We start from the raw sequence: 26804 nt of genomic DNA, 5'->3' as shown, positions 1-26804 counted from the left end.
CGAAGTTCGCTGACGCTAGTGTGCCAAAAACGTCGGATCCGGAACGGGAATTGCCTCGAGGAGCGCCCGGGTGTACTCGTGCTGCGGATTCTCGAAAATCGTCTGCGCGGCCCCCGACTCGACGATCCTGCCCCGGTACATCACCGCGACGTCGTGCGCGATGTTGCGGACCACCGACAGGTCGTGGGAGACGAACAGGTATGACATGCCCCGCTGCTCCTGGAGATCGCGCAGGAGGTTGAGCACCCCGGCCTGGATCGAGACGTCGAGCGACGAGACCGGCTCGTCGAGGATCAGCAGTTCCGGGTCGAGGGCGAGGGCCCGGGCGATGCTGATCCGCTGCTTCTGGCCGCCTGAGAAATCGGCCGGATAGCGATCGGCGTGCTCGCGGCGCAACCCGACGAGGTCGAGCAACTCCGGTACCCGGCGGCCGACCTCCTCACGCCTGCGACCGTCCAGCCGGAGTGGCTCGGCGAGAACGTCGAACACCGGCAGCCGGGGGTCCAGCGACGCCGTCGGATCCTGGAAGACGACCGCCATCTTGCGCCGGATCGCGCGCTTCTCGGGTGTGCTCAGCGCTGCGACGTCGGCGCCCAGCACCGCGATCGAACCGGATTCCGGCGCGGCCAGGTCGAGGATCTGCGTCAACGTGGTCGATTTGCCCGAGCCGGATTCACCCACCAGCGCCAGCGTGCGGCCGGCTCGGATGTCGAAGCTGATGCCGTCGACCGCCCGGATCTCGCCCCGCTTGCGGCGGAACACCAGACCGCTGGTGATCGGATACGTCTTCACCAGATCGGTCACCTGCAGCACCACCCGCTGTTCGGGTGCCATCGCCGCGGTGGGGGCGGATGCCGGCTGGTCCCGCCGATACGCCGTGAACAGGTCCCGGGTGTCCGTCTCGTCGACGCGGATGCACGCAGCCTGGTGACCGGGTCCGGTCGAGACGAGTTCCGGCTCGGCGAGCAGGCAGGCGTCGACCGCGAGCGGGCAGCGCGGTGCGAACGTGCAGCCGGGTGGCAGCGAATGCAGCGCGGGCGGGGCACCGGCGATCGAGACCAGGCGGCTCCGGATCGGCGCATCCATCCGCGGCACGGACACGAGTAGCCCTGCGGTGTAGGGCATTCGGGGTTCGGCGAACAGTTCGCGCACCGGCGCCGACTCCACCACGCGGCCCGCGTACATCACCACCACGCGGTCGGCCAGTGTCGCGGCGATGCCCATGTCGTGGGTGATCATCACGACGCCGGCGCCGGTGAGGTCGCGGGCCTTGCGCAGCAGGTTCAGGATCTGCGCCTGCACGGTCACGTCGAGGGCGGTGGTCGGCTCGTCGCAGATGATCAGCGCGGGGTCGTTGGCGATGGCGATGGCGATCACGACGCGCTGGCGCATGCCGCCGGAGAACTCGTGGGGAAACGCTTTGGCGCGCACCGCCGGATCGGGTATCCCGACCAGGTCGAGCAGGTCGACGGCGCGCTGCGCGGCGTCCTTCTTGTTGGCTGCCCGGCCGTGAACGAGCAGTGCCTCGGCGATCTGGTCACCGACCCGGTACACGGGCGTCAACGCGGACAGCGGGTCCTGGAACACCATGCTGACCGTCTTCCCGCGCAGCGACGACAGTTCCCGGTCTCCCATGCCCAGCAACTCGCGGCCCTGCAACCGGATGGAGCCGGTGACGCGCGCATGCTCGGGCAGCAGGCCCATCACGGCGAGTGACGCCACCGACTTACCCGAGCCCGACTCACCCACGATGGCGAGCACTTCGCCGTCGGAGACGCCGTAGCTGACACCCCGGACCGCCTCGATGCGGCCTTCCTCGCTGGGAAAGCTGACCCGCAGGTCCGCGATGTCGAGCAACGGTTGCCCGGTCACCGCTTCGCCTTCTTCTTCCTCTTGCGGGACCGGGCGCGCGTCGAGCTGGGGTCCACCGCGTCGCGCAGACCGTCGCCCACCAGGTTCGCCGACAGCACGGTGATCACCAGCAGACCGCCGGCGAACAGGAACAGCCACGGGTAGGTGAGGGCGGATTCGGTGCCGTCGGCGATCAGCGACCCGAGGGAGATGTCCGGCTTCTGGACGCCGAATCCGAGGAAGCTGAGCCCGGTCTCGGCGAGGATCGCGGCACCGACGTTCAGGGTCGCGTCGATGATCAGAATCGACGCGATGTTCGGGACGATGTGGCTGGTGATGATCTTGTGCGTGGGGGCGCCCATGTACCGGGCCGCCTGAACGAATTCCCGCTCGCGCAGGCTCAGCGTCATCCCCCGGACCATCCGGGCGGTGATCATCCAGCCGAACACCGCCAGCAGCAGGATCAGCAGGACGATCGAACTCGAGGACTTCAGCCGCGGGGTGAACACGGCGATGATGATGAAGCTGGGAACGACGAGCAGCAGGTCGACCAGCCACATGATCACCCGATCCGGCCAGCCGCCGACGTACCCTGCCAGCGCACCGACGAGCGCTGCGATCGCGGTGGAGAAGATCGCGACGCAGATCCCGATGATCAGCGACTTCTGCAGCCCGCGCAGCGTCTGGGCGAGAACGTCCTGGCCGATCTGGTTGGTGCCGAACGGATGTTCGGCGCTGGGCGGCTGCAGGAGCGCGGTGTAGTCGAGTTGCTGATAGTCGTAGGGGAGCAGGTACGGTCCGACGAAGCTGCCCACGAACAGCAGCACCAGGACGCACACCCCGGCGATGGCGGGCTTGTTCCGGAGAAAGCGCCGCCACAGCAGGGTCCGGCGACCGACGGCCGACACCGCCGCATCGGTGGACGCGATCTGGATCTCGGTCACCCGACACGCACCCTCGGGTCGAGCGCCGCGTACACCACGTCCGAGAGGAGTCCCGACAACAGCACGATCAGCCCGGTGAACGACGTGATCGCCACGACGATGTTGGTGTCCTGATTGTCGATGCCGATGACGATCCATTCGCCGATGCCGTGCCAGCCGAAGATCGTCTCGGTGAACGTGGCGCCGACGACCAGCGCCCCGAATCCGTAGGCGAACAGTGTCGCCATCGGGATCAGCGCCGTCCGGAGCCCGTGCTTGAGCAGTGCCGCCCGCCGGGTCAGCCCCTTCGCCCGCGCGGTCCGAATGAAGTCGCTGCCCAGAACGTCGAGCATCGCGTTGCGTTGATACCGGCTGTAGCCGGCGATGCTGCCCAGCGCCAGCGCGATGGTCGGTAGCACGAGATGCTGCATGCGGTCGACGAACTGCGGCCAGTACCCGGTGATCGTGCTGGCCGAGGATTCGCCGGTGTACAGGAAGATTTGGTTGCCGGTGGCCGAGTTGATCTGGAGAGCACCGTATTTCAGCAGGGTCGCGACGAGGAACACCGGCGCACTGAGAATCAGCAGCGACACGACGGTGCTGAAATAGTCACTGAACTTGTACTGCCGGATCGCACCGGCGGCGCCGATCAGCACACCCAGCACCGCTCCGATCACGGAACCGAGGATCAGCAACCGCATGCTCACCAGGATCCGGCGGCCCAGCTCGTCCGACACCGGCTGACCCGTGATGGTGGTGCCGAAGTCGCCGTGGACTACGCCGCCCAGCCAGTTCGCGTACCGCACCGGGATCGGATCGTCCAGATGCAGTTCGGCGGCCTTCGCGTCGATCACCGATTGCGGTGGCCGCGGATTGCGCTGCTCCAGGCTGTCGAGCGGACGGAACGTGAGCGAGGCGAGACTGAACGTCAGGAACGACGCCAGCAGCAACAGCACCACGTAGTTGAGCGCTCGTCGTAGCAGGAAGCCGGCCATCCGTCCCCCTCGCAACTAGGCTCAGGGTACGAATTATAGGAGCGTGCCGCCGGGCGTCAGCTCGACTCGGCGAAACCGGTGCCGCGTCCGAATTTCCCGCCACGCACGTCGCGTCGTCGCTTGTTAGCGTGGCGGTGTGACAATTCGTGCCGGGGCCGTCGAACCATTGACGCGGCGCACGGCTCACCTCACGACGTACGACGAGCACGCGGTGACGGTCCCGCGTTCCGGCGATCGTGCGCTGGTGGCGGTGCCGCGCGGGGTGACGCCGTCGGCGTTCGCGTGCTACCTGCACGGGCGCACGGGGGACGAGAGGTCGATCGACGATCGCGCCGGACTGCGGGACGGCCTGCTGGACGCCGGATACCTGGTCGCCAGCCCATACCTGCACGGCGACCAGTGGGGAAACCGGCTGGCGCAGGACGCCGTGGTCGCACTGGACGAGTGGGTGTCCCACCGGTGGCCGGTGACACGTCGGTTCCTGATCGGCGAATCGATGGGCGGTAACGCCGCCGCCAACGCCGTGCGCCTACACGAGGTCGCGTGGGACGGCGCGGTCTTCATCGCGCCATCATTGTCGCTGCGCGCCGTGTGGGAGCGGGGCGAACACGGACGCGACACCGTGCGGGACGCCTTCCGCTTGTCCGCGGACGGGCACGACCTCGAACCGAAGACCGAGCGCTGGGACGCCGTCCGGCACGAGCCGGGAGACTATGTCGGAGTGCCGATTCGGGTGTACGCGTCGCGGGACGACGAGGTGGCGAACATTGCCGGCGTCACGGGACCGTGGGTCGAGATGCTCCGCCGCGGCTCGGACACCGTCGAATTCGTCGAGGTGAGCGGCCCGCACGTCTCGGAAGACCACTTCCGCACCGCGGAGGTCGTGCAGTTCTTCGAGACGATCCGGTGAAGACAGGGAGGCCTTCTCGGCGAAGGCCTCCCCACGAGTTCAGGCCTCGGTGCGGTGCGTGGTGTCCAGGCGGAAGATGTTGGTGAAGAAGTCCTTGACGGCCTGGATCTTCTCGTTGGTCAGCTCGAGGGCGTGGCGACGCGATTCTTCGAGCGCGGTGGACATGGCGGCTTCCTTTCGTCGAGGGGGCACAGCATGGCGATCGACAGTCTGCCTCACGATGCTGACGTCCGCATGACGAACAGGTGTCCTCCGTGCAACTCGAACAGCAAGCGGGGGAGCACCTTCGGCTAACCTGGCACGATGACGACGAGCAGCACAGACGGCCGGGTCGCGATCACCTACTGCACCCAGTGCCAGTGGCTGTTGCGCGCAGCGTGGATGGCGCAGGAACTACTCGGCACGTTCGGGCAGGAACTCGGCGAGGTCGCGCTCGTCCCCGGCACCGGCGGGATCTTCCGCATCACCGTCGACGACGAACTGATCTGGGACCGCAAGGAACAAGGCGGCTTCCCCGACATCACCGTGCTCAAGCAACTGGTCCGCGACCGGGTGGCGCCCGACCGCCACCTCGGGCACAGCGACCGTAAGAGTCCCTAGGATCAGATTCCGACCGCGCGCTCGAGGGCGCGCAGTTCGTGTCCCAGCCGGGCGGGGATCGACTTCAGGTCGGGCACCGCGCTGCGGCAGCCGGTGACCCCGAACGAGATGATGTCGTCGTTGCTGGTGCAGGTGATGTTCAGGCCCTGGCCGTCGACGGGCACCGACAGCGGGTAGATGGCGTCGAGCCGCGCCCCGTTCCAGTACAGCGGTGAACTGGGGCCCGGAACGTTGGAGATGATGAGGTTGAACGGCGGGCGCACCCGCGAGTTGTGCCCGAACAGCATGCTCGCGCCGATCGGCGCCGCACCGAGAGCACTCATGGCGAGGATCTGCGTGGCGCTCATCGTCTCGTACGCCTCCTTGCCCTCGCGCATGGACGTCCGGATGGCGTCGAGGCGATCCGCCGGTTCGGGGAGGTGGGTGCCGAGGTTGCACATGAGCACCCCGATGTTGTTGCCGTTCGACGCCTCGCGCTGACTCTTCAGCGACACCGGCACCATCGCGATCAGCGGCTCGGCGGGCAGCTCATTCTGATCCTCGAGGTAACTGCGGAGTGCCCCGGAGGACATCGCGAGCACGACGTCGTTGATGGTGCTGTCGGACAGCTTGGCTACGAGCCGGAGACGTTCGAGCGGCCACGACTGCGCCGCGAACTGGCGGGCACCGGTGATCGGCACGTTGAACGGGGTCTTCGGTGCGGACAGGGCGAGCGGGCCGCCCTGGTCGCGGAAGGCGCGGGACACGGTGCCTGCGAGCGCGGGCACGAGCCCGGCGACCTCACCGACGGTGTCGCGGGCGGTGCGGAACGTGGAACCGGCCAGACCCGACAGGCTGAACCCCTTCGACGGCGTCCGCTGCGGTCGCGGGCCGCGCGGCTGCCACGGAGCCGGCACGTCCCGATCCTCCGAGTTCTCGCTGAGCGCGTTGCGCAGCATCTTCATCGCGGTGACGCCGTCGGCGACCGCGTGGTGGATCTTGGTGTAGACGGCGAACCGTCCGTCGCTCAGTCCCTCGATCAGATGCATCTCCCACAGCGGGCGGCTGCGGTCGAGCAGCGATCCGTGCAGCCGCGAGCACAGTGCCATCAGCTCGGCCTCGCCTCCGGGGGCGGGCAGCGCGTCGTGCCGGATGTGGTGGCCGAGGTCGATGTCGTCGACGGTCTCCCAGCTCCACTGACCGAGCGTCGAGAAGGACCGGTGGGCTCGCTTGGCGAGCCGGGGCGTGACGATCCCGTCGCCGTCGGCGAGCGCGCGGTCGAGCATCGCGCGCATGTCGTACGTGTCGGCGCCTTCCGGGAGCTGGAAGATCTCCACGCCGCCGACATGCATCGGGTGCTCACGGGACTCACCGAGAAGGAACATCGAGTCGAGAGGGGACATGGGGAGCGGCATCTGAGGCCCTTTCCATCCCGAAGACGACTTCCCGGATCGCGGGAGGGCTCGTCTGTGGTCTGAGGTAACGGGAGATGGTGACGTTCCTTTTGTCAGGGACCACCACCGGATAACTAATTGATATGGGACGGGTCACGAAAGAGTGACGCTCGTATTTCTACAGGTTTCGCGTGAGCCATGCCACTAGACAAGCGTCCAGTTTGGAGGGTGTCATTCGGGCGGTGTACACCGAACGTGAACTCCGTGTGAACATCCGAATTTTGTGCACTCAGTGCGGAATTCATGAATCCAGGCCTGCATAGGGCCGAAAGTCCCTACTCGGTAAGAATTGTGGCATGAACAAGCCATGGGCGGTTGTCAAGCACGTGTCGTTCGAAGGACCGGCTCTCGTCGGTACTTTGCTGGCGGAGCGGGGAATTCGCTACACCGAGTACCCGATGTACCGAGCGTCGGAACTCCCGGCCGTTCACGACATCGGCGGCCTCGTGGTGATGGGCGGTCCGATGGGCGCCCGAGATGACGTTACCCGCCCGCAACTTCCGCGAGAGCGAAACTTCATCAAAGAAATTGTGGGCGCCGGACTCCCGATGCTGGGAATCTGCCTCGGCGCTCAGCTTCTCGCCGCCTCGTTCGGCAGCGATCCGCCGGGGGCCGACCCCGGAGAACGGTGCCGGGACGGTCACGGTGTCCGAGGACGGGACGCGCGATCCCGTGTTCGGTTCGGTCGGTGCCGAGGTGCCCGTCGTCCACTGGCACGGCGACACGTTCGACCTCCCCGGCGGCGCGGTCCGGCTGGCGAGCAGTCACCTCTACGAGAATCAGGCCTTCGCGATCGGCCGCCGCGCGTACGGGTTGCAGTTCCACGTCGAACTGACCCGCGCGCAGCTGCCGGTGATGCACGCCCACATGCCGGCGGGCACCGCCCCGTCGGGGGAACACCTGGACGACGTGGAAGCGGCCGGACGGATCATGATCGGCTCGTTCCTCGACCTCGCCGAGAGCTGAGAGGATCGGGCGAGCGGTCGCCGATGAGTTTTGCGCACCGCTGCGGTCTGTACCGATGACCTTCCGCACTGGGCGGAACCCGAGAAGGAGAATTACATGTCCCGGATGCTCTTCGTGAACCTGCCGATCAAGAACCTCGACGCGACCAAGACGTTCTTCGGCGGACTCGGCTTCGAGTTCAACTCCACGTTCAGCGACGACTCCTGCACCGCCATGGTCATCAACGAGTACACGTCCGTGATGCTCCTCGTCGAGTCCCGGTTCAAGGACTTCATCGAGGGCGGCATCTGTGACACGTCGAAGTCCGTCGAGGCCCTGATGTGTATCTCGGCCGACAGCCGCGAGGAGGTCGACAGCCTCGTCGACAAGGCCCTCGCCTCCGGCGGGACGTCGTGGGGCAAGCTCCAGGACGAAGGCTTCATGTACGGACGCGCGTTCCGCGACCTGGACGGTCACGTCTGGGAGGTCATGTGGATGGATCCGGCCGCCGTGCCGGCGTAGGGGTCAGGCGGGCGGGGTCTCCGATAGTCCGAACTTCTCGAACAGATCGACGTCGAAGAAGCAGACGACGTGGGAGACCCCGTCAGCCGTGACATCCAGGACGTGGAGCTGGAACGGACGGTGGACGCCGTCCTCCCCGCGCATGTACAGGCCGAGGGCCGGCTGTCCGTTGGCCGCGGTGGGCACCAGGCGCATGTCGCCCGGCCCCTTGGCCGGACAGTTTCCGCTGATCAGGGTGCCGATCGACGCGCCCCCGCGATACCAGCCGTCGAACGGGGGCATTTCCCAGACCGCGTCCTTGGTGAACAGTTCGACGATCGCGTCGATGTCGTAGTCCTCGAACGCGGCGACGTAGCGGTCGAGGAGCTCGCGTTCCTCGGGGGATTCCGGTTCGACGAGAGAGTCGGCCGTCGGTGTGGCCAGTTCGAGTTGCGCGCGTGCGCGCTGCAGCAGGCTGTTGACCGCCGTCGTGGTGGTGTCGAGAGCCGCCGCGACCTCCGACGCCTTCCACTGCAACACGTCGCGGAGGACGAGAACGGCGCGCTGACGTGCAGGAAGATGCTGAAGGGCGGCGATGAACGCCAGCCGCACCGACTCGCGCGACGTGACGACCGTGGCGGGATCGTTCGCGTCGTCGTCGATGAGACGGTTGGGGAGCGGTCCGAGCCACGGCACCTCGTGTCGCTCGACGAGGTCGGCCGTCGGGTCGGAGTCGGGAGCGCCCAGCCCGCTCGGCAGCGGACGCTTGGATTTGCTCTGCAGGGCCGTCAGGCACGTATTGGTGGCGATCTTGTACAGCCACGTCCGCAGCGACGCCTGCTGCTGGTAGCCGTCGTACCCCCGCCAGGCCCGGATGAACGTCTCCTGCATCTGGTCTTCGGCGTCGTGAAGTGAGCCCATCATGCGATAACAATGGGCGAGCAACTCGCGCCGGTAAGGGTCGGCGAGTGCGAGGAAATCCCCGTCGAGCGACTGCGCAGCCGTCATGGTTGGAGCTTACTGCGGCCGTCCGACAGATGTCGGGCCCTCGCGCCCGCCGACCCCCGCGCTCAGCCCCAGTTCACCATCGGCTGCCCCGTCTCGAGCAGGGTCTTCATTCCGCTGAGCACCTCGTTCCAGCCGCCGCCCGCGCCCTCGGACTCGCGCCTGCCCGCGACGATCTCGGCCAGGCCCGGTGCGTTGGTGAGGTCGTGTGTGACAGTCAGTTTCGCGACTCCGGGCCGGCTCGACTGCACGATCTCGTAGGTGAGAGTGGTGAAACCCTCCACGTTGTCGGCGTCCATCAGCATGCGCCACGTCTGGACCAGCTTCTTCGGCGGATCGGATTCGATCACCTCGCCGTCGACGATCACGTCGGGCACGCCCGGGTATTCCTTCATCGCGTCGTCCGCGCGTGAGCGGAAGGCGCCGCCCGCGCGGAGGTCGTAGTCGACGAGGCCGCCGTAACCGTACTGCTGCGACCACTCGGGTTTGGTGATGGCGTCCCAGATGGCCTCCGGTGTCGCCTTGATGTAGACGGCGTAGATCTGGAATGCGTCGGCGGTAGTCATTTCTCTTCCTCCAGTTCGGCTTTCAGCTGAGCGAGCGCACTCGTGTGACGCTCGGTGTACTTGTCGATCCACCGGTTGTGGATCAGCTGTATCGGCACAGGATTGAGGTAGTGAAGTTTTTCCCGGCCGGAGCGGCGCGTGACGACGAGTCCCGCGTCTTCGAGCACACGCAGATGCTTCATGACCCCGAATCGCGTCATCTCGACCTGCGACTCGAGTTCGGTGAGCGTCTGACCGTCCTGGGCGAACAATCGGTCGAGTATCAGGCGCCGGGTGGAATCGGCCAGCGCCTTGAAGACGTGATCGTCGTCCATGAATCGACAATAGGTGACCATTTAGTCACATGTCAACGCCTGTGAGTACTTGTTAACCGCCGGCGGTTAACAAGTACTCACAGGGGGAAGTTCGCGTCCGGTTCATGCGCCCGCCACGGTGCGTCCACGAAGCAGGGCAACGCGGTACCTACCGTCCGGAGGTCCCGGTTCGTCACCATGGAGGTTTCAGACAGTGTCCACTGCACCACTCAACCGCCGCGGATTCCTCGGTCGCACCGCGCTCACCGGCCTCGGTGTGGCACTCGCCGGAAGCGTCGAAGCCCTCGTCCGGCCGGCGTTCGCGTCCGCAGCACCGGGACAGGCGATCGGCTACGGACCGCTCGTGCCGGACCCGAACCGCATTCTCTCGCTCCCGGTGGGTTTTTCGTACACCGTCGTCGCCCGGTCGGGTGAGACGCAGTTGGACGGTGGAGTACCGGTGCCGAGCGATCCCGACGCCATCGGGGTGTTCGCGCGACCCGGCGGTTCCACACTCGTCACCAATCACGAGATCGGCAGCGACGAACCGTTCGGCGTGCCCGCCCTCGACGGATTGACGTACGACACGGGCGCGCGCGGCGGCACGACCACGACCGCGGTCGGCGCCGATGGTGCACGGCAGGGCCAGTACGTCAGCGTCGCGGGCACCGTGAACAACTGCGCGGGCGGCATCACCCCGTGGGGAACGTGGTTGACGTGCGAGGAGACGGAGGCTCGCGCGGGGGAGGACGGGTTCCTGCTCGACCACGGTTACGTCTTCGAGGTGGACCCGGCGAGTCAGGACGCGAACAGGGGCAAAAGTCCTGTGCCGCTGAAGTTCCTCGGCCGGTACGCGCACGAGGCCGTGGCGGTGGATCCGGCGTCGAGCACCATCTATCTCACGGAGGACGCGTCCGGGCCGAACGGCCTGTACTACCGGTGGACGCCGCCGCAGGGTTTCCGGGGCGGGCCGAACGCGCTGCGTGAACTCGCGCAGTCTCCGGGCGGCGACACCGCGGGTGCCCTCCAGGCGATGGCGTGCTTCCAGGGCGGAACCCACGTCCCCGACCTGTCGCAGGCCACCGAGCCTGGCACCGTGTACACCGTGCAGTGGGTCGGAGTGCCGGACCGTGACGCGACGAGCACGTCGGTGCGCGAGCAGTTCGGGAACGACGTCGTCACCCGCAGCCGCAAGCTGGAGGGACAGTGGTGGGGCGACGGCGGCGCCTACTTCGTCGCGAGTTACGCACGGACCAGCGACGGCAGCGTCGCCGAGCACGACGGCCAGGTGTGGTTCTACGACCCGGCGAAGCAGACGGTCACGCTGAAGATCCTGTTCGGTGTCAATCCCGATCCCGCAGTCGACACCGGAAACTACGACGGCCCCGACAACATCACCGTGTCGCCGTACGGCGGCGTGATCCTCGCCGAGGACGGCGAAGGAATCAGCCACCTCGTGGGCGTCACGGCGGAGGGGGAGCCGTTCGTGATGGCTCGGAACGAGTTGAACGACAGCGAATTCTGCGGTCCGGCATTCAGCGCGGACGGGAGGATCCTGTTCGCGAACATCCAGTCGCCGGGGCTGACGCTGGCGATCAGGGGTCCGTGGCACCGTCCCCTGTGAGTACTTGTTAACCGCGGGCGGTTAACAAGTACTCACGGGGCGAAGACCCACCCGCGGAGCGCGAGGAACCGCAGCCCGCCGACGACGGCGCTGACGGCGATGACGAGCGCGACCTGCGCCGGGCCGTCGGCGCCGGGGAAGAGCATGTGCAGGAGGGCGAGCGCGAGCGAGCTGACGGCCAGGCCGAGCAGCGCGAGGGTTCCGCCCTCCCACTGCGCGACGAACCAGCGGACGCGGTCGACGGCGCGGAAGGTGAGCCGCCGGTGGAGTTCGTTGGCCAACATCGAACTGGTCACCACGCCGACCAGGTTGGCGACGAACGACCCGTACACGTCGAGGGTGAAGAACGCGAGAGCGTAGAGCACATTGCTCGACGTTCCCACCAGCGTGAACCGGGTCAATTGAGCGAACACGCCGCCGGCCCGCCCACGTAGAGGGGGATACGTGGGCGGGCCGACGGCGTCGTGGAACTGAACGATCATCTCATTCAGCGGATGAGGGCACCGTTGCCGGTGTCCGCCACGTGGCCGCCGCCGAGGACGCCGGCCACCTGCTCTTCGCTCAGTCCCAGCTCGCGCAGGCGATCCCAGACCGCGTCGAATTCGACGAGCTTGGCGTTGAGGTCGTTACGCAGGCGGTTGACCTCGTCGCGGATCTTCTCCGCTTCGTCGATCGCTTCCAGCGTCCGCTCCGGCTGCGGCAGCAGCATGGAGAGGAGACGGTCCCGGGCGTCGGCGCTCAACCCGGCGAAGGGCTGCCGCTGATCGGCGGGGGCCTCGTGCCTGCCGCCGCGGACCTCGGACGACTGGATCGGCGCCGTGTCGGGCTCGAGTGCGTACTCCGGGACGGGGGCGTACTCGGGTTCCTGGACGGGCTCCTGCTCGCTCGACAGGTCGATGGTGCGACGCAGCGGGCGGTTGGGCAGCAGGATGACGGCGATCAGGGTGATGACGGCGACGACGGCGGCGATCAGGAAGATCCGGCCGGTCGCGTCTCCGTATGCGGCACGGATGACACCCTGCACGGGAGCGGGCATGGACGTCAGGTCCAGGCTTCCGCCACCGCTGCTCGACCCGGCGGGGATGCCGAGCTTCGCGAAACCGTCGGCCGACAGGTCGGCGACGCGGGTGGCCAGCACCGAACCGAGAACCGAGACGCCGATCGCGCCACCGAAGGTCCGGAAGAAGGCAACCGAGCTGGATGCCGCACCGATGTTCTGGACGCTGACGGTGTTCTGCACCGCGAGGACCAGGTTCTGCATCAGCATGCCCATGCCGAGACCGATGATCGCGATGTACGCGCCGACCAGGGTCAGGCTGGTCTCGTGATCGATGGTGCCGAGCAATCCGAAGCCGACGATCATCAGGACGGCGCCGCCGACGACGAACGGCTTCCACTTGCCGAAGCGGGTGATGAGCTGTCCGGATCCGACCGTGCCGAGGAGCATGCCTGCGACCATCGGGATGGTGAGCACTCCGGCCATGGTGGGGGTGTAGCCACGCGAGGTCTGGAAGTACTGGCCGAGGAACGTGGTGGAGCCGAACATTCCGACACCGACGGCGACGGACGCGATGATGGCGAGTCCGGTGGTCTTCTCCGTGACGATCTTGAGCGGGATGATCGGCGACTTGGCCTTGGCCTCGACGAGGATCGTCGCGGCCAGCAGCAGCACACCCGATCCGACGTACATGACCGTCTCGCGGGAGAACCACTCGTAGTAGCCCGCCTTACCGGCGAACGAGACCCAGATCAGCAGGATGGACACACCGGCGGTCAGCAGCAGGGCGCCGAGCCAGTCGATGGAGACGTCATCCTTCTTCTCGGTCGCGAGGTGCAGCGTGCGCTGCAGCAGGAACAGTGCGATGACGGCGAGCGGCACGCACACGAAGAAGCACCAGCGCCAGCCGAGGGGGCTGTCGACGATGACGCCGCCGAGGATCGGGCCACCCGACATCGACACGGCCATGACGGCACCCATGTAACCGGAGTAGCGGCCGCGCTCACGGGGAGCGACGATGGTGCCGATGATGGCGACGACAAGCGCCGTCAGGCCACCCATGCCGATGCCCTGGATGACACGCGCGGTCAGCAGGATCGGCACGTTGTGCGCGAAGCCGGCGATCACCGAACCGATGACGAAGATGACGATCGCGCTCTGGACGAGGACCTTCTTGTTGAACAGGTCGGCGAGCTTGCCCCAGATGGGTGTCGAGGCGGCGTTGGCGAGCAGTGCGCTGGTGATGACCCAGGCGTACGCGGTCTGCGTGCCCTTCAGGTCACCGATGATCGTGGGAAGGGCGGTGGCGACGATCGTGCTGCTCAGCAGTGCGGTGAACAGCGCCGCGAGCAGGCCCGTGAGGGCTTCGAGGATTTGGCGGTGCGTCATGGCCGTCGTTTCTTCAACCGGCGGCCGAGTCTGTGTTTCGGTCATACGCTTTGTGTTCCAATCGGGTTCGAGCTCGTGACGATCCGGTGTTCTGGATCGAAGAGTGTTTCCTTCAGGTGCCGGATGGACTCGAGGGCAATCGCTGCCTCGGTCTCGTTCCATCCGGTCATCAACTTCTGCATTCGTGCCGCTCGCTGTGTTCTCACGTGCTTGACGTACGCCATTCCCTCCGGCGACACGCGTATTCGGAATGCGCGTCCGTCGGCGGGATCCGAGTGGCGGGTGACGTAGCCGACGTCCACCAGATCGGTGATCTGGCGACTGAGTGAGGACTGCCTGACACACAGCTCGGAGGCGAGTTCGTTCTGCCGGCATTCCCCCCGGGCGGCGAGAACGAGGAGGACCCCCGTCAACGCGCGCGGGATGTGACCGTCACCTTCCGACACCAGGGCGTCGCGAAGCACGCGGCCGAAGAGGAAGACCTCGTCGATGAGCGCTTCGGTGGTGCCGAGAGATACGGACGACACGGAAGGCACTGACGAGACGGACATGGCAACCCCTGAAGGACGACTTACTTGATGCAAGCAACTATATACATCGTTAGTGCAAGCAAGTAAGTCATTTCGGTGTCTGGTGCATCACAAAACGAAGTGACCTATTATCTGCGTATGAATGCAGATATGCGCGCTTGCCGGCGCCGGCTCGACGAAGACCAGGTCGGGCTGGTAGTCGAGGTCTTCCGCATGCTCGCCGACGCCACCCGGGTCCAGCTGCTCTGGCAACTGGTGGGAGGCGAGCTGTCGGTGAACGAGTTGGCCGAACGGGTGGGAAAGCCGGCGCCATCCGTCTCGCAGCACCTCGCGAAGCTCCGGATGGCGCGGCTGGTGCGCACGCGGAGGGAGGGGACGTCCATCTTCTACAGCGTCGCCAACGAGCACGTGCAGCAGCTGGTCACCGACGCCGTGTTCAACGCTGAACACGCGGGCCCCGGCATCCCGGGACACCACCGCGCCGCCGGCGACCTGCAGGTCATCTACGAGGACCCGGACCTCGCCGCGGAGGGAGGCGGCTCGTGACCGGCCACGGACATTCCCACGGGCACGGGCACGGCCACCGGCATTCGGGCGGTGTCCGCGGGGCGATCCGCGAGATCTTCGCCCCGCACAGCCACGACTCCGCGGACAGCGTCGACGACGCACTCGAGGCGAGCGAGATCGGGATCCGGGCGGTGAAGATCAGCCTGGTGGTGCTGGGCGTCACCGCCCTGGCCCAGGTGATCGTGGTGGGGCTGTCCGGTTCCGTCGCTCTCGCCGCCGACACCGTGCACAACTTCTCCGACGCGCTGACGGCGGTGCCGCTGTGGATCGCGTTCGCCCTCGGACGGCGGGCGGCCACCCGCCGATTCACGTACGGCTACGGCCGCGCCGAAGACCTCGCCGGGTTGTTCGTCGTGGTGATGATCGCATTGTCGGCGGTCGTCGCGGGTGTGGAGGCGACCCGCCGCCTCCTCGATCCCGTGCCCATCGACCACCTCGGGTGGGTGGCCCTCGCTGGTGTCATCGGTTTCGCCGGCAACGAATGGGTGGCGCTGTATCGCATCCGCGTCGGCAGGCGGATCGGCTCTGCCGCGCTCGTCGCCGACGGCCTGCACGCACGGACCGACGGATTCACCTCCCTCGCCGTGGTGCTGGGCGCCGGCGGTGTCGCGGTCGGGCTTCCACTCGCCGACCCGGTGGTGGGCCTGGTCATCACGGCCGCGATCCTGCTCGTGCTGCGGACCGCCGCCCGCGACGTGTTCCGGCGGCTCATGGACGGCGTCGACCCGGAACTGGTCGATGCCGCCGAACGGGCCCTCGCCGCCGAACCGGGGGTGGTCGGGGTGCGGAGCGTGAAGATGCGGTGGATCGGGCACCACCTGCATGCCGACGCCGAACTCGACGTCGATCCGTCGACCAGCCTGCGCGACGCACACCGTGTGGCGCACACCGCCGAACACGCACTCACCCATGCGGTCCCGAAGTTGAACACCGCCCTGATCCACGCCTATCCGGCCCACGACGCGGAGCAGGTCGGTCAGACGGCGTGACTCGCGGTCAGAACGGCTCGGGCCCGGTGGCGACCGGACGCCCGGGATCGGACGACCACTGCGACCAGGACCCCGGATACAGGGCGGCGTCGACGCCGGCGAGCGCGAGTGCTGCGACCTGGTGGGCCGCTGTCACACCCGATCCGCAATAGACGCCGACGGGACGTCCGGGTTCCGCGCCGACCGCGGCGAACCGTTCGCGCAGTGCCTGGACAGGCGCGAACCGTCCGTCGGGCCCGAGATTCTCGGACGTCGGGGCGCTGTGAGCGCCGGGAATGTGCCCTGCGCGGGGATCGATGGGTTCGGTCTCGCCCGAATACCGCTCGGCGGCACGGGCATCGAGAAGGCAGGCGTCGGCGGCGAAGTCGGCGGCCTCGACCGCAGTGAGCGTCGGCAGGTGGCCTCCAGTCAGCACGACGTCACCCGGGAATCGTGGGTGCTCGTCACCGGATCGGACGGGGTGGCCCGCCGACGTCCACGCGCCGAGGCCACCGTCGAGCATCGTCACGTCGGCAACTCCGGCCCAGCGCAGCAGCCACCACGCCCGCGCGGCGGCAAGGTTCCCGGTGGCGTCGTAGACCACGACAGGGCCGCCCTCCCGGACGCCCCACCGGCGCGCGGCGTCCTGGAGGTCCGGCACCGTCGGCAGCGGATGCCGGCCCAGTTCCGGGGATCCCGGCGCGGCCAGTTCGGTGTCCAGGTCGACGAACACGGCACCGGGAATGTGCGCGTCGAGATAGTGCTGCCTGCCTTCGGTGTCGCCGAGCGCCCACCGCACGTCGAGAAGGACCGGCGGAGCGTCACTGCTCAACGATTCCGCCAACTCGTCGATCGTCACCACAGGGCTCATCGGACCACTGTCGCACAACGAAGGTTCGGTGTGCCGGGGAGGCGAGAACCTGGCACTCTGACACTGATGACGGGACGTCGCACGACGGCGCTGCTGCTTGCGGCCGCGGTGTTCGGGTTGGCAGGGTGCGGGGCGGCCGAGTCCGCGCGGAGGTGGACCTGGACGGGTTATCGTCAGCCTCCGGAAGGTCGCTCACCCGGTTCAACGCGTTCCCGTGGCACGAAGTTGAACTGAGACTCCACTCGTTTTGTCCAGAGGGCCGCTTCGGCCCCGAAGCGTGGGAGAGTGGCGCGTCAGTACAGTCCCGGACTGAAGAGGCGTAGACCGGCTCCGCTCCGGTCCCGGCTCAGCCGCCGCGACGCGCGGGTGCCCGGCCGTACGGTTGCCGCACGGGCGCGGTAACCGGCAGTTCGGGGATCGGCCGCGTCACCGGGAACGAGTCGAGAGTGAACGGGTTGCCGTGATGGGCGAGCTGAACCGGTTCGCCGGACAGCAGACGGTAGGTTGCGGTCATGGCGCGGATGTCCACGTGGATCTGGCTGCCCCGCACCGTCATCCGGAACGACAGATTGACCAGCTGTGGTGGTATCCGCGGCGCGAACGAGATGTCGCCGCCGTGGTCGCGCATCCCACCGAATCCCGCGACACACGCCATCCACGTCCCGGCGAGCGAGGCGATGTGCAATCCGTTCTCCACGTTGGCGTGGAGGTCGTGAAGATCGGTCAGAGCGGCTTCGGCGAGGTAGTCGTAGGCGAGTTGAAGTTGCCCGACCTCGGCGGCCATCACGGACTGCACGCACGCTGACAGGGACGAGTCCCGAACCGTCAGGGCTTCGTAATAGGCGAAATTGGCGACCTTCTGTTCGTGGGTGAAGGCGTCGCCCCGCAGATACATCGCCAGCACGAGGTCGGCCTGCTTCACCACCTGCTTGCGGTAGAGGTCGAAGTACGGGTAGTGGAGCAGCAGCGGATAATGTTCGGGGGGTGTGCCTTCGAAGTCCCATTCGGCGTGGTGCGTGAAGGCGTCGGACTGCTGGTGCACGCCGAGAGCGTCGTCGAACGGAATGCGCATGTGCTCGGCGGCATCTCGCCAGAGTGCCGCTTCCTCGTCGTCGACACCGAGCTCACGCGCCAGCCCCGGGCGCCTCTCGCAGGCGATCGCCGCGTCGTGCAGGTTCTTCTGCGCCATCAGATTGGTGAACACGTTGTTGTCGGCGACAGCGGTGTACTCGTCCGGCCCGGTGACACCGTCGATTCGGAACTCGCCCTGCGCGTTGTGGTGGCCGAGTGACGTCCACAGCCGGGCGGTCTCCACGAGCAGTTCGACGCCGCATTCGGCTTCGAACTCCTCGTCCCCGGTCGCGGCCAGGTACCGGGACGTGGCCGCGGCGACGTCGGCACCCACGTGGAAGGCCGCGGTACCCGCGGGCCAATAGCCGGAGCATTCTTCGCCGTTGATCGAGCGCCACGGGAACACGGCGCCTGCCTGCCCCAGCTGTACGGCGCGGTTCTTCGCCTTGTCGAGCGTGGAGTGCCGCCAGCGCAGCGCGTCGCGGGCCGAGTCCGGCACCGTGTAGGTGAGCAGCGGCAGGACGAAGGTCTCGGTATCCCAGAACGCATGCCCGTCGTATCCGGGCCCGGTCAGACCCTTCGCGGGGATCGCGCGTGACTCACCGCGAGCACCCGCCTGCAGCACGTGGAACAGTGCAAACCGCACCGCCTGCTGAAGTTCCGCGTCGCCGTCGATCTCGACGTCCGCCGTCTCCCAGAATGCGTCGAGGTACTCCCGCTGCCTCTTCAGCAGGGTTTCCCAGCCGGTTTCGAGTGCTCCGGCGAGCGCCCCCTCCACCTGGCCGCGCAGGGCCGGAGTCGACCGCCGCGCCGACCACCCGTACGCCAGGTATTTCGTCACCTTCAGGCGTTCACCCTGCGGGATGTCGACTGCCACGGTGAGCCGGGCCAGATCCTCTTCGGTCTCGATGCTGCACCGCCCGTTGGACGGGTACTCGACCTCGTGGTCCATACCCGCGGCCATCCGCAGTCCCGACGCCCTCGTGTGATGGGCGAGCACAGCCTTGAAGTCGTGGGCGGCAGCGAAATCGGAGACAAGTGGACTGTCCAGGGCGGCAGCTACTCTCGGGTCGTCCGTGCGGGCCGGGATGTGTTCGTTGGCGAGCAGATCCGACTGCAGGACGAGTTCGATGTCGCCGTCGAGGGGCTCGACCTCGTAGTGGATGGCGGCGACGGCGCGCGAGGTGAACGAGACGAGTCGTTCCGAGTGGATACGCACCCGGCGTCCGGTCGGTGACGTCCACTCGGTGGTGCGGCGCAGGGTGCCCGAGCGGAAGTCGAGGACCCGCTCGTGAGCCGGTGCACTCCCGTACCGCATGTCCATGGGCTCGTCCTCGACGAGCAGGCGGATGATGCTGCCGTCGGTCACGTTCACGACGGTCTGCCCGTCCTCGGGGTAGCCGTAGCCCGCCTCCGCGTACGGCAGGGGACGTTGCTCGTAGAACCCGTTGAGGTAGGTGCCGGGGAGACCGCGTGGTTCACCCTCCTCGAACGTGCCACGAATCCCGATGTGTCCGTTGGACAGTGCGAAGGTGGATTCGGTGGCGTGCAGTGCCTCCAGATCCAGTCCGCGCCAGCGCAGCTGCCACGGCGAGATCTCGTAGCCCTTGTCGTCCATGCTCACCTTTCCAGGAGTTCGGCCAGGTCGTTCACCACCACGTCGGCGCCGTGCTCCCGTAACGCCTCGGCCTGATCGTTCCGATTCACCCCGACGACGTAACCGAATTCGCCTGCCCGCCCCGCTTCCACTCCGGAGAGGGCGTCCTCGAACACGGCCGCCTGATCGGGATGCACGTTGAGGGCGCGGGCGGCCGCGAGGAACGAATCCGGCGCGGGTTTACCGCGGAGACCCTGCTCGCTGATCACCACCCCGTCGATGCGGACGTGGACGTAGCGGCTGAGGTCGGCCGCGTCGAGGACGGCCTTGCCGTTCGCGGACGACGTGACCACGGCGATCTTCAGGCCGGCGTCGTATGCCGCGCTGATGTAGCGGACCGAACCGGGGTAGGGGCTGACGCCTTCCTCTTCGATGACTTTCAGCAGCAGCCGGTTCTTGCTGTTTCCGACACCGTTCACGGTTTCGGCGCCGGGCGGATCGTCCGGCGACCCCTCCGGCAACGTGATGTTGCGGGACGTGAGAAACGTCCGGACTCCGTCGGCGCGGGGGCGTCCGTCGACGTAGTCGTAATAGTCCTGGTCGGTGAACGGCCGGAAGTTCGCGCCCTCGCGATGCTTCAGGAACTCGTCGAACGTGCGTTTCCACGCCTTCCGGTGCAGCACCGCCGTTGCCGTGAGCACACCGTCGAGATCGAACAAGCAGGCCGAGATCGCATCAGGCAGTCCCATCACCTCCCCGACGGTACCGCCGTCGACGGCGGATTCGCTGAGGCGCGCGCAAATCCTGCACCCGACCGGTATCCGGTCGTTGACTTCCCGTCGACGGCGGCCGAATACTGAGAGTTCCAACCGACTGTTGCGGAGTGCACCGTGAACGTGGAGGAACCGGCCCCGTCGGAGCAAGTGAAATCCCTCGCCGTTCGTGCGATGGAGATCATGTCGAACGGAAGCCGAGCCGATTTCGATTCCGTCGTCCACACGGGCGCAGTCAACCGGGAGAGCATGTCGGAACCCCCGCGGACGCGAGGGCGCGGACCCGACGCGTTCTACGCCTCCGCCGTGTGGCTGCGCGCCGCGTTCACCGAACTGCGGTTCGACGTCGAGCACGTCGTCGTCGAGGGCGACCTCGCCGTCGTCTACACGATCATGAAGGGCAGGCACGTCGGACCCTTCGTCGTCTACGACGAGCAGGGATCGATCGACCAGGTGTTCGCGCCCACGGGGCGATCGTTCGCGGTCAAGCAGTCGCACTGGTTGCGCGTCGAAGACGGCCGTGTCATCGAGCACTGGGCCACCCGGGACGACCTCGGTCAGGCCGTCCAGCTGGGTTGGGTGCCGCCGACGCCGCTGTCCATGGTTCGCAATGCCTGGGCCAAACGTGCAGCGCGCAGGAATGCGTCGCACTGACCGCTGACCATGTCGGAACGGTGACGATTCCTCGCAAAAACGCCAAACCGTACCAAACGGACCGTATGTTTCGTTCGATCGATAGATACTCGAACGAAGGAGATCGTCCTTGAAACGCTCGGTGGTTATCGCGGCAAGTTGTGCACTCCTGACGCTGTCGGCCTGCGGGTCCGACAGTGAACCGACGCCGGCATCCGAAACGTCCAGCTCGACGACCACGGCGACGTCCACCCCCGCCACGACGGCTCCGCCGACATCGGAGCTCGCACCGCCTGCCGTCGCACCGGAGTCGAACGGAGGCGGCGGCGGTTCGTCGGGGACCGGGCAGGGCGGTCCCGGCGGGGGTTGGCAGGCTCCGGTCGCCGGTCAGCAACAGGCGCCGGTGGTGCCGCCGCCGGCCGTCGTCGAGAACCCGCCGGCGGCGGTCGAGCAGCCTCCAGTAGGCGAGCCCCCGGCGGGTGAGAATCCGGACGCGGAGAATCCGGCGGGTGAGAACCCGGACGCGGAGAACCCGGCGGGTGAGAACCCGGACGCGGAGAACCCGGACGCGGAGAACCCGGACGCGGAGAACCCGGACGCGGAGAATCCGGCGGGTGAGAATCCGGACGCGGAGAACCCCGACGGCGGCACTCCTTAGTCGAAGTAGCGGCGAGTAGCGGGCGTCTCGAGCATCGGGGCGCCCGCCTCTGGTGCTCGCGTCATGAGGTATGGCTGTGTCCATCGAGATTGCGTGTCGGCCAACTGGGATGCCGGAGCGTGAAGTCGCCGCCCAGAGGGCATGGGCGCCGATCCTGGGCTGCGACTTACGCGCATCGGCTGTACCGCGGCTGTTGACGGCCGGTAGTCCGGAGACGATCGTTGTAGACATGAAAGTCGGGCCGCCCGCCCATACCGGATGGTGGCGCGGGCGCAGGTTGCCGCGCAGACCACAGAGCGGATCATTGATGCGACGTCCTGAACCCACTGGCAGCAGGCGATCGTGACCTGTTGTTCTCCCAACGGATTCCGCCGACAGACGTTCTCGTCTGGCTCGATTTCGCAACGATCGGCTCGTCGGCCGAACGCACCGATCAGTCCCAGCTCGGCCGCCTGCGAGTCCAACTGCCGGACCGACTGCCCGAGCAGCTTTTAACGGGCCCGACCTCGATCGTCTGGAGGCACCCCATGGCACGCATTCTGTTCGTCACCTGGGATGGCGGCGGCAACGTGCCACCCGCTCTCGGCATCGCGACGGAGGCGCGCAACCGCGGTCACCAGGTCCGATTTCTCGGACACGCCCAGCAACGCCGGCGAATCGAAAGCCACGGTTTCCGGTTCACGCCCTACACCCATGCACGACCCTGGCAGTCGACGACCAGACATCCCGGTATCGCGGGCGTGTACCAATCGCTTGCAGTCTTTACCGACGCCGGGCCCGGAATCGATCTACTCGAGACCGTCGCGCGCGAGCCGGCCGACGTGGTGGTGGTCGATTGCTTTCTGTACGGGGCCCTGCAGGCCGCCGCCGACGCGCACCTGACGCGTGTCACGCTGGTGCACACCTACTACGAGTTCATGTATCGAGTACTACGAGTTCATGTATCGAGGCGTGACACGTGGTACGACGCCCGTGATGGCCCGTCTGAAAGGCCAGCGGCCACTGAGGCTGTGGACATCATCGGACCTTGCGCTGGTGACGACCGAGAAGGACCTCGATCCGGCCTCACGTCGAAGCCTGCCCGCCTCCGTCCACTACACCGGGGTGGTGCGACATCCGATGCCGTCCACGTTGACACCCGTGTCCGAACGCGATCCGCTGATCCTGGTCAGCCTCAGCAGCCTCAACTTCGGCGGACAACAGCGGGCCCTGCAGAATATCCTCGAGGCTGTCGCGGGACTGCCCGCCCACACCGTTGTCACTACCGGACCGTCGGTCGATCCGGCAACCTTTACGGCGGGCCCGAACACCGAAGTGCACGGCTACGTTCCACACGAACAGATCCTGCCGACCGCCACGCTCGTGATCGGGCACGGCGGCCACGACACCACTATGCGCGCCCTTGCACACGACCTGCCCCTGGTCATTCTGCCGATTCACCCGGCGCTCGATCAGAAGATGATCGGCCGCAGCCTGGAGCAGCGCGGCGTCGCCCGGTGCCTCCGCAAGACGGCCGCGCCCGAGCGCATCCGGTCGGCGGTCGGAGAGTTGCTCGTCGCCGGACCGCACAGGGTGACCGCAGCAACTCTGGGAGCGCGGATCCGCGCCCATGACGGTGCCGTTCATGCCGCGGACCTCATCGATCACCTGCCGATCCGAGAACGACGGAAGGGAGTGCGATGACGACGCAGTAGCGATCACCTGCGCCAGTGCATCAGTCCGGAAGACTGCCGATTCGATCCGCGAGCAGCGCGCAGTATGTCCGATCGGTGCCAGGGGCGAGCCGCACCCAGTAACTGGTGTGGTCGCCCCGGAACAGGTAGCCGTTCACGTCGTCGATGGCCTCGGAGTATTGCTGCCACACAGTCCATGGTCGCCACCAGTTCAGGATCACCGCCTGCCACCTTCGGGTGCGGAGCCGGTCGAGGAGGTCCGCCACCCACGCGGCCGGGTCGGCGAGTGAGAAGGCCGCCGACTGGTCCGCGAACGTCCGCAGCGGTGAGTTGCCCGGGCAGCAGCAGATGACGTCCAACGGGTCGGCGATCTGCCACACGGGCATCCCCGTGATCGCGCGTTGCCCCGCGATGCCCCAGCCTGGCAGATCCGGAGACGCCGGCCGCAGCGGATCGGCGATCAGACCGACCCCACGCACGTCCAGGGCGGGGTGCTGCCCCCGTCCCACTTCGGCCGCCACATTGCCGGCGAGCGCAGCGCCTCCCGAGTAGCCCAGCAGAACAACGGGATTCGGGTCTTCGGAGATCATCCGCAACAGGAGTGTGCGTCCTTCGGACAGCGCCTTGTCGAACGCTGATCCACCCGGATCGGGCACCGGTCCGTAGCTCGCCTCCCACGGGACCTGCTTGACGACGAACCGAGCGGGGTCCAGGAGTTGTGTGGTGTTGGTGAGCATGTTGACGTCGAGATCCTCACCGATGCCGCGACAGCACAGAACGGTGATCATGCAACCTCCCACGTGAGTGCCGATGCGTGCCCGAGCACACTTTCCCACTCACGTGCGGGGGTGTCCCCTGATCGGGGGAGTCGAGATTCATCCGATGCACGGCCTGATCGGCGGACAGACGTGGGCGCCGGGGCGGGAGAGAGTTGTCTCGTACCGGGATCAGCCGTTCACGTGGACAGGAACCTTTGGCATGTCACCCATCTCCAGCATCGAGGTCGCTCGAGCCCGTCGGTCTCGCCGCGTGTTGTTCGTCGGCAATCCCACCCGCTACGCCGACGTGTCGCAGTGGGCGATGGTCCGCCAATGGGTGGCGCTCCACGGGCTGGAACCGATCCGCGAACTCGAGGGGGACGTGCTCTGCGTCATCGTCACCGAGGACATCCTGGACGGGCGTTGTTCGCAGAAGGAATCGGCCGCCGTTCAGCACGCCCGTGCGCTCGGTGTGCCGTGCATCAGCGTCCACGACACCACCCTGATCTGGCAGGTCACCGCGCGTGTTCGGGCGCGGATGGGACGGTCTCGGGTCGGTGCGTCGGCCAAGCCTCACCGTGACGGGGCGTGAAACGGGGGAGCCTCGATGCCGGACCGTTCGAATTCTCGAGTCGGTCACCGAATTTCGGTGCTGGCTCGTGAAAATCGTCGTCGATTCGGTGATGGGATCGCATACGTCTCGCAATCGCCAACTTTGGGTATGCAATTCGAGTGTTGGCAGGACTTCGAGTGCGTGCAAATGCCTCGATGCGAACTTGACTGCGTGAAAATCCTTCTGCCCGAACACCTGTGGTCAGTTTGCCGAAAAAGACTGTCCCCGAACCAATTGTAGGAGCGGATAACCGCTGCTCAGTCCGTATTTAGTGCAGACCGCACGGTCTCATGTCGCCGGTGTGGATGAGACAGGACGGAATCGCGCTGATACCGTCCACACTCGTTGTGAATGTTCGATGTCGTCTATCTACATGGCGGTGCTCGGGGCACTTCTGGTTTTGCTCGTTGGTGACGACGGCACTGTCCGCGTCCGGAGATCCGCTGTCGTGAAACGACGGTCTCGACCATCACACTCTGCCGACGGTCGGTTCGACAGTGGAGGGGATGCATGGCGACGTTCAACTCGACTGTGGAGAGATCTTCAGCTGTCCGCACCGTTGCGGCGGTTCCAGCGCAACGAGGGGTCGCACGCCGACACTGGCTGGCCGTGTACATCAGGCGAATCCTCCTCACCGACACCCTCGTCGTGGTGGCAGCGGTGGCTCTGGCTCAATGGGTGCGCTTCGGAGGCCCCGGGTCTCTCGTCGACTCGCGCACTCTGAGCAATGTGAGCTACGGTCTGATTTCCGTCGCTCTCGTGGCGTCGTGGCTCGCCATGCTCGCCGTCTTTCATGTGCGATCCCCACGAGTGGTCGGGAGTGGCCCGGAGGAGTATCGACGCATCGCCACCGCGACGCTACGACTGTTCGGGCTCATCGCGATCGCAGCGCTCCTCCTGCAGCTGGAATTGGCACGGCTGTACCTGGCGATCGCATTCCCCACAGGTCTACTCGGTCTTCTGCTGACCCGTTGGATGTGGCGTCGCGTCCTCGCCCGCAAGCGTGCACGCGGGCTGTGCCAGACATCCGTGTTGGTCGTCGGAGCCGAACACTCCGTGCGCAACCTCGCCAGGACATTCGACCGTGGAACAGCGGACGGCTACAACGTGGTCGGGGTATGTATCCCAGCTCATTACCGGTCGTCCGACGACGCGATCACCGTGGACGGACGACCGATACCGGTCCTCGGCGACGAGCACGATGTCGTCGATGCGATCGAGCGATCCGGGGCCGACACCGTCGCGGTCACGGCGACCGAGCATCTCGGCCATCACGGGCTTCGTGAAATGGTGTGGGACCTCGAGCAGTTGGACGTCGACATGGTGGTCGCCCCGGGAATGATGGACGTCTCCGGGCCGCGCCTCGAGATGCGACCTGTCGCGGGTCTGCCGCTGATTCACGTGGAGAAGCCGCGCTATCACGGCGCCAAGCGATTCGGGAAGACGTCGTTCGACCTGATCTTTGCCACTCTTGCGCTCGTGCTGGCGAGCCCTGTGATGGTGGCTGCAGCGGTGGCGGTCAAGCTGACGAGTCGTGGGCCGGTGTTCTACAAATCGGAACGAATGGGCATGGATGGCAGGCCGTTCCCGATGCTGAAGTTTCGGTCGATGGTGGACGACGCCGACAAGCACAGCGCGACCCTGAGCGGGCCCAACGAGGGCGCCGGAGTTCTGTTCAAACTGCGAGAGGATCCGCGTGTCACCCGTGTCGGCCGCGTCATGCGCAAGTTCAGCATCGACGAGTTGCCACAGTTCATCAACGTGCTGCGACGAGAGATGAGTGTGGTGGGGCCGAGACCTCCCCTGCGGGTCGAGGTCGAGTCCTACGAGAGCGAGGTGCATCGCCGGCTCCTGGTGAAGCCCGGTGTCACCGGCCTGTGGCAGGTGAGCGGGCGCTCGGACCTCTCGTGGGAGGACTCGGTGCGGCTCGACCTGTCCTACGTCGAGAACTGGTCGATGGTCGGCGACATGCTGATCATCGCCAAGACCCTGAAGGCTGTGGTGGCGAGTGACGGTGCGTACTGATGGTGCGGGTCCGGTCCGCGCTCGGCAAGGCCGCA

General features: G+C 66.8%; 27 protein-coding genes. 12 read left to right on the top strand and 15 right to left on the bottom strand.

Annotated features, from left to right (window positions below; translation table 11 throughout):
- Positions 1-15: 15 nt before the first annotated feature.
- From OYT95_RS09805 to OYT95_RS09795, 3 genes are read right to left on the bottom strand one after another with little or no spacing between them, the layout of a single operon-like run.
- Positions 16-1872: a dipeptide ABC transporter ATP-binding protein gene (locus OYT95_RS09805; protein ID WP_268791323.1), complete on the bottom strand. Its 1857-nt coding sequence runs from the start codon at positions 1870-1872 to the stop codon at positions 16-18.
- On the bottom strand, positions 1869-2795 hold the full coding sequence (locus tag OYT95_RS09800; RefSeq protein WP_268791322.1) for an ABC transporter permease: 927 nt from the start codon (positions 2793-2795) through the stop codon (positions 1869-1871). The genes OYT95_RS09805 and OYT95_RS09800 overlap by 4 nt, the downstream gene beginning before the upstream one ends.
- The gene (locus OYT95_RS09795) at positions 2792-3769 is read right to left on the bottom strand and encodes an ABC transporter permease (protein ID WP_268791321.1); all 978 of its coding nucleotides are present in this window, start codon (positions 3767-3769) and stop codon (positions 2792-2794) included. Before OYT95_RS09795 ends, OYT95_RS09800 begins: the two co-directional genes overlap by 4 nt.
- A 136-nt stretch (positions 3770-3905) precedes the next feature.
- Between OYT95_RS09795 and OYT95_RS09790 the strand changes: the two genes are divergently transcribed.
- The gene (locus OYT95_RS09790; protein WP_268791320.1) at positions 3906-4679 is read left to right on the top strand and encodes an alpha/beta hydrolase family protein; all 774 of its coding nucleotides are present in this window, start codon (positions 3906-3908) and stop codon (positions 4677-4679) included.
- 39 nt (positions 4680-4718) lie between these two features.
- Here OYT95_RS09790 and OYT95_RS09785 read toward each other — a convergent pair whose 3' ends face one another.
- Complete coding sequence (locus tag OYT95_RS09785; RefSeq protein ID WP_268748084.1) at positions 4719-4844, bottom strand: hypothetical protein; 126 nt, start codon at positions 4842-4844, stop codon at positions 4719-4721.
- 138 nt (positions 4845-4982) lie between these two features.
- Here OYT95_RS09785 and OYT95_RS09780 point away from each other — a divergent pair, with 138 nt between their 5' ends.
- Positions 4983-5279 (top strand): SelT/SelW/SelH family protein, encoded by a 297-nt coding sequence (locus OYT95_RS09780; protein WP_011597547.1) that lies wholly within the window; start codon positions 4983-4985, stop codon positions 5277-5279.
- Between the two features lie 2 nt (positions 5280-5281).
- Here OYT95_RS09780 and OYT95_RS09775 read toward each other — a convergent pair whose 3' ends face one another.
- Positions 5282-6673, bottom strand: a complete 1392-nt coding sequence (locus OYT95_RS09775; protein WP_268791319.1) for a WS/DGAT/MGAT family O-acyltransferase — start codon at positions 6671-6673, stop codon at positions 5282-5284.
- A gap of 335 nt (positions 6674-7008) precedes the next feature.
- On the opposite strand from OYT95_RS09775, the gene OYT95_RS09770 reads away from it, so the two are divergent.
- Together OYT95_RS09770 and OYT95_RS09765 are read left to right on the top strand one after the other, a co-directional pair.
- Positions 7009-7737 carry a glutamine amidotransferase-related protein gene (locus OYT95_RS09770; protein ID WP_442972554.1) on the top strand — a complete coding sequence of 243 codons (729 nt, stop codon included), beginning with the start codon at positions 7009-7011 and terminating at the stop codon, positions 7735-7737.
- A 37-nt stretch (positions 7738-7774) separates the two neighbouring features.
- Positions 7775-8179, top strand: a complete 405-nt coding sequence (locus OYT95_RS09765; protein WP_268791317.1) for a VOC family protein — start codon at positions 7775-7777, stop codon at positions 8177-8179.
- Positions 8180-8182: 3 nt separating this feature from the next.
- Here OYT95_RS09765 and OYT95_RS09760 read toward each other — a convergent pair whose 3' ends face one another.
- The 3 genes from OYT95_RS09760 to OYT95_RS09750 form a co-directional block, all read right to left on the bottom strand.
- Positions 8183-9166 carry a sigma-70 family RNA polymerase sigma factor gene (locus tag OYT95_RS09760; RefSeq protein WP_268791316.1) on the bottom strand — a complete coding sequence of 328 codons (984 nt, stop codon included), beginning with the start codon at positions 9164-9166 and terminating at the stop codon, positions 8183-8185.
- Positions 9167-9228: 62 nt separating this feature from the next.
- Complete coding sequence (locus tag OYT95_RS09755; protein ID WP_037235510.1) at positions 9229-9729, bottom strand: SRPBCC family protein; 501 nt, start codon at positions 9727-9729, stop codon at positions 9229-9231.
- On the bottom strand, positions 9726-10043 hold the full coding sequence (locus OYT95_RS09750; RefSeq protein WP_005573288.1) for an ArsR/SmtB family transcription factor: 318 nt from the start codon (positions 10041-10043) through the stop codon (positions 9726-9728). Before OYT95_RS09750 ends, OYT95_RS09755 begins: the two co-directional genes overlap by 4 nt.
- A gap of 193 nt (positions 10044-10236) precedes the next feature.
- Between OYT95_RS09750 and OYT95_RS09745 the strand changes: the two genes are divergently transcribed.
- Positions 10237-11646, top strand: a complete 1410-nt coding sequence (locus OYT95_RS09745) for an alkaline phosphatase PhoX (RefSeq protein ID WP_268791315.1) — start codon at positions 10237-10239, stop codon at positions 11644-11646.
- Between the two features lie 32 nt (positions 11647-11678).
- Here the strand turns inward: OYT95_RS09745 and OYT95_RS09740 are convergent, their stop codons facing one another.
- The 3 genes from OYT95_RS09740 to OYT95_RS09730 are packed head-to-tail and all read right to left on the bottom strand — an operon-like array spanning position 11679 to position 14583.
- Positions 11679-12128, bottom strand: a complete 450-nt coding sequence (locus tag OYT95_RS09740) for a GtrA family protein (protein WP_268791314.1) — start codon at positions 12126-12128, stop codon at positions 11679-11681.
- A 5-nt stretch (positions 12129-12133) separates the two neighbouring features.
- Complete coding sequence (locus OYT95_RS09735) at positions 12134-14077, bottom strand: MDR family MFS transporter (protein WP_112298934.1); 1944 nt, start codon at positions 14075-14077, stop codon at positions 12134-12136.
- The gene (locus tag OYT95_RS09730) at positions 14074-14583 is read right to left on the bottom strand and encodes a MarR family winged helix-turn-helix transcriptional regulator (protein WP_268791313.1); all 510 of its coding nucleotides are present in this window, start codon (positions 14581-14583) and stop codon (positions 14074-14076) included. The genes OYT95_RS09735 and OYT95_RS09730 overlap by 4 nt, the downstream gene beginning before the upstream one ends.
- A gap of 117 nt (positions 14584-14700) precedes the next feature.
- Here OYT95_RS09730 and OYT95_RS09725 point away from each other — a divergent pair, with 117 nt between their 5' ends.
- Positions 14701-15108: an ArsR/SmtB family transcription factor gene (locus OYT95_RS09725; protein ID WP_268791312.1), complete on the top strand. Its 408-nt coding sequence runs from the start codon at positions 14701-14703 to the stop codon at positions 15106-15108.
- Positions 15105-16118: a cation diffusion facilitator family transporter gene (locus OYT95_RS09720; RefSeq protein WP_268791311.1), complete on the top strand. Its 1014-nt coding sequence runs from the start codon at positions 15105-15107 to the stop codon at positions 16116-16118. The genes OYT95_RS09725 and OYT95_RS09720 overlap by 4 nt, the downstream gene beginning before the upstream one ends.
- 7 nt (positions 16119-16125) lie before the next feature.
- Here the strand turns inward: OYT95_RS09720 and OYT95_RS09715 are convergent, their stop codons facing one another.
- From OYT95_RS09715 to OYT95_RS09705, 3 genes are all read right to left on the bottom strand, one after another.
- A complete protein-coding gene (locus tag OYT95_RS09715; RefSeq protein WP_268792223.1) occupies positions 16126-16959 on the bottom strand; it encodes a sulfurtransferase in 834 nt (277 codons plus the stop codon).
- 355 nt (positions 16960-17314) lie between these two features.
- Complete coding sequence (locus OYT95_RS09710) at positions 17315-19657, bottom strand: glycoside hydrolase family 65 protein (protein WP_268791310.1); 2343 nt, start codon at positions 19655-19657, stop codon at positions 17315-17317.
- Between the two features lie 2 nt (positions 19658-19659).
- Positions 19660-20385 carry an HAD family hydrolase gene (locus OYT95_RS09705; RefSeq protein ID WP_011597565.1) on the bottom strand — a complete coding sequence of 242 codons (726 nt, stop codon included), beginning with the start codon at positions 20383-20385 and terminating at the stop codon, positions 19660-19662.
- Between the two features lie 141 nt (positions 20386-20526).
- On the opposite strand from OYT95_RS09705, the gene OYT95_RS09700 reads away from it, so the two are divergent.
- The 3 genes from OYT95_RS09700 (at position 20527) to OYT95_RS09690 (ending at position 23383) form a co-directional block, all read left to right on the top strand.
- A complete protein-coding gene (locus tag OYT95_RS09700; protein ID WP_128639603.1) occupies positions 20527-21063 on the top strand; it encodes an ester cyclase in 537 nt (178 codons plus the stop codon).
- Between the two features lie 109 nt (positions 21064-21172).
- Entirely contained in the window at positions 21173-21700 is a 528-nt protein-coding gene (locus OYT95_RS09695; protein WP_268791309.1) for a chromosome condensation regulator RCC1, read from the top strand.
- A 1035-nt stretch (positions 21701-22735) separates the two neighbouring features.
- Positions 22736-23383, top strand: coding sequence for a glycosyltransferase (locus tag OYT95_RS09690; protein WP_268791308.1), 648 nt, complete (start codon positions 22736-22738; stop codon positions 23381-23383).
- 31 nt (positions 23384-23414) lie between these two features.
- Here OYT95_RS09690 and OYT95_RS09685 read toward each other — a convergent pair whose 3' ends face one another.
- Positions 23415-24161: an alpha/beta fold hydrolase gene (locus OYT95_RS09685; RefSeq protein WP_112298925.1), complete on the bottom strand. Its 747-nt coding sequence runs from the start codon at positions 24159-24161 to the stop codon at positions 23415-23417.
- A gap of 190 nt (positions 24162-24351) precedes the next feature.
- Between OYT95_RS09685 and OYT95_RS09680 the strand changes: the two genes are divergently transcribed.
- Both OYT95_RS09680 and OYT95_RS09675 read left to right on the top strand, forming a co-directional pair.
- Positions 24352-24723: a hypothetical protein gene (locus OYT95_RS09680; protein ID WP_112298924.1), complete on the top strand. Its 372-nt coding sequence runs from the start codon at positions 24352-24354 to the stop codon at positions 24721-24723.
- Positions 24724-25254: 531 nt separating this feature from the next.
- The gene (locus tag OYT95_RS09675) at positions 25255-26769 is read left to right on the top strand and encodes a sugar transferase (protein WP_268791307.1); all 1515 of its coding nucleotides are present in this window, start codon (positions 25255-25257) and stop codon (positions 26767-26769) included.
- The last annotated feature ends 35 nt before the right edge of the window (positions 26770-26804 follow it).

It is taken from the genome of Rhodococcus sp. JS3073 (assembly GCF_026810085.1).
Taxonomy (GTDB): domain Bacteria; phylum Actinomycetota; class Actinomycetes; order Mycobacteriales; family Mycobacteriaceae; genus Rhodococcus_F; species Rhodococcus_F wratislaviensis.
This window is presented reverse-complemented; position numbering and strand designations above follow the sequence as displayed.

What these genes read in the sequence shown, in the direction of transcription:
- OYT95_RS09795 (WP_268791321.1), bottom strand. Translation starts at nt 3,769, where the DNA reads ATGGCCGGCTTCCTGCTACGACGAGCGCTCAACTACGTGGTGCTGTTG.
- OYT95_RS09785 (WP_268748084.1), bottom strand. Translation starts at nt 4,844, where the DNA reads ATGTCCACCGCGCTCGAAGAATCGCGTCGCCACGCCCTCGAGCTGACC.
- OYT95_RS09780 (WP_011597547.1), top strand. Translation starts at nt 4,983, where the DNA reads ATGACGACGAGCAGCACAGACGGCCGGGTCGCGATCACCTACTGCACC.
- OYT95_RS09775 (WP_268791319.1), bottom strand. Translation starts at nt 6,673, where the DNA reads ATGCCGCTCCCCATGTCCCCTCTCGACTCGATGTTCCTTCTCGGTGAG.
- OYT95_RS09770 (WP_442972554.1), top strand. Translation starts at nt 7,009, where the DNA reads ATGAACAAGCCATGGGCGGTTGTCAAGCACGTGTCGTTCGAAGGACCG.
- OYT95_RS09765 (WP_268791317.1), top strand. Translation starts at nt 7,775, where the DNA reads ATGTCCCGGATGCTCTTCGTGAACCTGCCGATCAAGAACCTCGACGCG.
- OYT95_RS09760 (WP_268791316.1), bottom strand. Translation starts at nt 9,166, where the DNA reads ATGACGGCTGCGCAGTCGCTCGACGGGGATTTCCTCGCACTCGCCGAC.
- OYT95_RS09755 (WP_037235510.1), bottom strand. Translation starts at nt 9,729, where the DNA reads ATGACTACCGCCGACGCATTCCAGATCTACGCCGTCTACATCAAGGCG.
- OYT95_RS09750 (WP_005573288.1), bottom strand. Translation starts at nt 10,043, where the DNA reads ATGGACGACGATCACGTCTTCAAGGCGCTGGCCGATTCCACCCGGCGC.
- OYT95_RS09740 (WP_268791314.1), bottom strand. Translation starts at nt 12,128, where the DNA reads ATGATCGTTCAGTTCCACGACGCCGTCGGCCCGCCCACGTATCCCCCT.
- OYT95_RS09735 (WP_112298934.1), bottom strand. Translation starts at nt 14,077, where the DNA reads ATGACCGAAACACAGACTCGGCCGCCGGTTGAAGAAACGACGGCCATG.
- OYT95_RS09730 (WP_268791313.1), bottom strand. Translation starts at nt 14,583, where the DNA reads ATGTCCGTCTCGTCAGTGCCTTCCGTGTCGTCCGTATCTCTCGGCACC.
- OYT95_RS09725 (WP_268791312.1), top strand. Translation starts at nt 14,701, where the DNA reads ATGAATGCAGATATGCGCGCTTGCCGGCGCCGGCTCGACGAAGACCAG.
- OYT95_RS09710 (WP_268791310.1), bottom strand. Translation starts at nt 19,657, where the DNA reads ATGGACGACAAGGGCTACGAGATCTCGCCGTGGCAGCTGCGCTGGCGC.
- OYT95_RS09705 (WP_011597565.1), bottom strand. Translation starts at nt 20,385, where the DNA reads ATGGGACTGCCTGATGCGATCTCGGCCTGCTTGTTCGATCTCGACGGT.
- OYT95_RS09685 (WP_112298925.1), bottom strand. Translation starts at nt 24,161, where the DNA reads ATGATCACCGTTCTGTGCTGTCGCGGCATCGGTGAGGATCTCGACGTC.
- OYT95_RS09680 (WP_112298924.1), top strand. Translation starts at nt 24,352, where the DNA reads ATGTCACCCATCTCCAGCATCGAGGTCGCTCGAGCCCGTCGGTCTCGC.
- OYT95_RS09675 (WP_268791307.1), top strand. Translation starts at nt 25,255, where the DNA reads ATGGCGACGTTCAACTCGACTGTGGAGAGATCTTCAGCTGTCCGCACC.